This window comes from Mycobacterium sp. (genome assembly GCF_049281135.1).
In the GTDB taxonomy this organism is placed as follows: Bacteria; Actinomycetota; Actinomycetes; order Mycobacteriales; family Mycobacteriaceae; genus Mycobacterium.
Window position 1 is genome coordinate 1 of record NZ_JBAPRN010000590.1, and the last position, 3,765, is coordinate 3,765.

4 protein-coding genes and 1 pseudogene are annotated in these 3,765 nt (G+C 62.5%); 3 read left to right on the forward strand and 2 right to left on the reverse strand.

The features are described 5' to 3' along the window. Positions 1-313 (forward strand): annotated as a pseudogene (locus WAN02_RS23090) (hypothetical protein); the annotation flags it as partial. Positions 314-396: 83 nt separating this feature from the next. Next, on the forward strand, positions 397-1,326 hold the full coding sequence (locus WAN02_RS23095) for an alpha/beta fold hydrolase (protein WP_422266749.1): 930 nt from the start codon (positions 397-399) through the stop codon (positions 1,324-1,326). A 112-nt stretch (positions 1,327-1,438) separates the two neighbouring features. On the opposite strand, the gene WAN02_RS23100 is transcribed toward WAN02_RS23095, so the two are convergent. Together WAN02_RS23100 and WAN02_RS23105 are read right to left on the reverse strand one after the other, a co-directional pair. Further along, positions 1,439-1,963: a DUF3455 domain-containing protein gene (locus WAN02_RS23100; RefSeq protein WP_422266743.1), complete on the reverse strand. Its 525-nt coding sequence runs from the start codon at positions 1,961-1,963 to the stop codon at positions 1,439-1,441. Positions 1,964-2,132: 169 nt separating this feature from the next. Further along, positions 2,133-2,438: a hypothetical protein gene (locus WAN02_RS23105; protein WP_422266745.1), complete on the reverse strand. Its 306-nt coding sequence runs from the start codon at positions 2,436-2,438 to the stop codon at positions 2,133-2,135. A gap of 602 nt (positions 2,439-3,040) precedes the next feature. Here WAN02_RS23105 and WAN02_RS23110 point away from each other — a divergent pair. Beyond that, the coding region (locus tag WAN02_RS23110; protein WP_422266747.1) for a hypothetical protein at positions 3,041-3,765 on the forward strand (725 nt) is incomplete at its 3' end.

Below are 3,765 nucleotides of genomic sequence, written 5' to 3' on the forward strand. Positions count from 1 at the left end.
GTCCAGCATTACCACACCGTTTCTGAACATCTATGGCAGCAAGGATCACGTCGCACCGCCCGATTCGGTCAAGCCACTGACGGCGCTGGTCGGGTCGACCAACGCCGAGGAGCGGGAACTCAACGCAGGCCATATCGGCTTGCTCATCGGAAGCACGATGCGGGGTAAGACCATGCCGACGATTCTCGACTGGCTCGACGCAGTCGTGACTAAAGACCAGATCGGTAAACCCTCTGTCCCACGGTCGAATAGCCTCGAGTCCACCCGGCCCCGCGTCGAGGCGAACGGCGTTCGCCCCAGGGTCAACCGGTGATTCCACGGGACCCTGAAGTAATCAAAACTCACCTGGCGAGGGCGCTAGGACCCTACACAGCAAGTGAATCCGTCTCCGTGGCAATGGAAGTCGGGATCCGCCAGGAGGCCGCGGTACGGCGCGCGTTGGCGGCGGCCAGCAGTATGGGCTCGGCGGCAATCGGTCGCACGGCGGCCCTCACCACGCGCCGTCGGCGCCGGGTAAACGCGTCGGTATTCGAAGGTGAAATGGCCACCAAAGCACGACCGGTGGTCCACTGGCGCGCAAGCGGCAACGGTCCCCCACTGCTACTACTCAACGGGTGGACGGCCAGCGGTCTGGCGTGGCCAAGCCAATGGTTGAGTCGCCTGGAGGAAAGCTACGACGTCATCCGAATCGACAACCGGGGGACGGGATGGTCACGTTCGGCGCCTTGTCCGTTCACGATCCAAGACTTGGCCGACGATGCCCGCGATGTGCTCGACGACAGCGGTATCGAGCCGGCCGCCGTGCTCGGCATTTCGATGGGCGGGATGATCGCGCAGGAGCTCGCAATTCGCCACAGCGACGTTGTTCAAAAGCTCGTCCTGGTCGCGACAAGGCCACCGACCCCGGCGCACTCCCCGATGAGCGCTGATGTGTTGCGCCTGACCTGGGGCCGACCGCTCCGGGGTCACTCACTGCGGGAATACTTCGTCACGACGTGGGCGCAGACCACCGGCGATGGTTTCGCTGACGCGCACCCGCAGGTTCTCGATGAACTCGGCGATCAGATCATGCGGCGGATCACACCGCGCGACGGTCTTGTCAACCAGATGAGGGCGATCATGGCCTGGCATGGGCCGCAGCGGCTGCGCCGCATCAGCGCACCGACAACGATCGTCCACGGCGCCCAGGATCCTTTGATCACCGTGGACAACGGCCGACGACTTGCCGAACTGATCCCTGCTGCCAGGTATGTCGAACTGCCCGGCGTGGGACATCTGGTTGCCCATGAGGCGGGTAACTCCCTTGTCGACGCGCTCACTCACTGAGGCTGCAGGGTGTCAAACTTCTGTCATCTGACGAACGGTCATGTTGTCGATCTCGTCGATGTCTGCCTTTTCGGGGTCATTCGTGTCCTGTTTGGTGTTGAGCGCCCGCGATTCAACCAGCGGTGTAAAAGAGGTAAACCGCCGAATACGGGCTACTCACCCGGGTTCCGTGTGCACATGGTCCTTTCGGCGCCAGCCCGCCCTTGGTCGCAAGGCGCTGAATGTAGGTGACCGACCCGAACTGCCCGGCACCGTGATGCTCGGTGGCCCTCAACAGCAGCTCCGGTATCGCGTCGTCGTGGTTCACGATGGCGGTGGCTACCGGCGCCGCACCGACTTCACTACCGTCGACCGTCGAAATCCACACCGGGCCCTTGGAATGCAGAGCAATGGGGTTGCCGTTGTCGCTGATGATCGCCGCGGGTTGTGACAGCGCCCAGGAGTTGTTGGTGCACTGGTAGATCTGCTCTCCCTGGCCCTGGAACGAACTAGCAAGCTTGTTACCGGAAGGCACCTTGACCGCGTCGGGGATGTGAACCTGCTGTGGCGCTGTGGTTTTGCTCGAGGTTGGCACACCCTGGTGAGCGGACGAGCATGCTGCTAGACCCGCCCCGATCGCGATCGCGCCGAATGCCATCGACCGCCGGATACATTTCATAAATCGGTATTTCCTCTGTATCGCATGACGCAAGGTGAAATCCTCCGTCAAGAATACGTACTTCGACGGACTGCAGGTCATTGGTGCGACCTAATCAGTACGCCGACGGGTCGGTCCCGCACCGAGATAGTCGGCACCAGTGGACAACTCAGTACTGTTTATTCGGGTCCTTGCCGAAGGTGACGCGCGACGTCGTCTGGCTACCTGCGGGGTCGACTATTCTCCCAGCTACACATACGTTGGCTGCCTTTGCCTGAACGGCCGCCGCTGGCACGTCCGGCGGGACCGCGGGGTATCCGGCGGCGCCCTTGGCCTGTGCGGCCGTCCATAGACACAACGCGAGCACGGCAATCAGGACAGCGCGCAGCAGCGTTATCGTCGGCTTCGCCATCATCGTCCTTTGCGGTGACCGCTGCTCAGCGACGCGGCGACGGCGGCGGCTCAGGGCAACCATCTGAGGGGTAGTCCAATTCGTCGCTGAAATCGCAGTCGGGGTGAGGATTCATGCACTTCTTCCAATTGGGTTGCACCGAAACCGTTGTCGCTGTTTCTGCTGCCTACCCAAACTTTGCAGATTTCGACCGTGAGGCGACACTAGACGGGAAGCTTCCGGTCCGGCGAGACAGTTCTGGCCGGACAGCATCCGGTGTTGGCTGACTGTGCCAGAAGTGTGGCGCTGGCCCGCCTACACCGCGCTTCACTATCCGCACCGCGGTTGCCGGGCAAGTTGCGGTGCAGTAACTGGCACCCGGCCTCGCAGCTAACGCCGCCAAACTAGTATTCAATAAATGACTACTATTTGATAGATGACTATCAATTAGCTACCATGTGACCGTGACCACAGCTCAGCGCTATTTGCCCGCAGATGCGGCGCCCACGCTCCCGCGGACCGTGTCGGCGCGAACACGGCGGGTAAGCCAGCCGGCAAGTCAGGTCGATGACGATCCATCAACGGGCCGGCGGCCAGCTGCTGAAGGACCGCCAGTACCGACAGGAGAAATCTGGCGCGCGTCGGCCGCGACGCCACCCCAGCCGAGCTGGCCTGCGGTTCAGCGATTGTCGGCCGGCGATGTCGACACCGCCACCGACGCGCTGAGCCAGGCTTACAGCACGGTCAGCATCCGGCCTGACCCCCGGGCCAAGAACCTGCGCATGGAAGTAGCCACCTGCAAGCTGCCCAACCTTTGCCTGGGTAGCTTGGAGATTTCGACCTCGACGGTGCGCTCGTCGTGCTATCCGCTCATTGCGGTGTGCCTGCCGGTCGGCGGAGAGATTCTGATCACGAGTGCCTGCGGCAGCGCGCGTGTCGCCGATGGATCGGCGGTCGTGGTTTCGCCGGGTAATCCGGTCGTGGTGAAGTATCTCACCGACGATTGCCGCATGGAGACGCTGCTTTTTGAGCAGTCAGCAGTTGAAGCGGAGCTGGTCGGGATGTTGGCTACGCCTCTCACCAAGCCGCTGCGCTTTGACCTGCAATTCAGCCCGTCGCGCTCATCGCCGTTCCAGCGCGCGTTGACGCTGCTGCACAGCGAACTGAAAGATCCTACCGGGCTGACTACGGTGCCCGCGATGTCCAGTCAGCTGGGCCGCTTGATGATGGCGGGTCTTCTTGTCAGCCAAACACATAACTACACCGAGGAACTCGGCCGGCCCCGTGCCGTGCCGGGCTCCAAGCCGATCCGCAACGCGCTGGAACTGATCGAGAGTCAGCCCACCGAGATCGATACGGTCGCCGACATCGCAGCGTCGGTGGGTTTGAGCGTCCGTGCACTCGACAACGG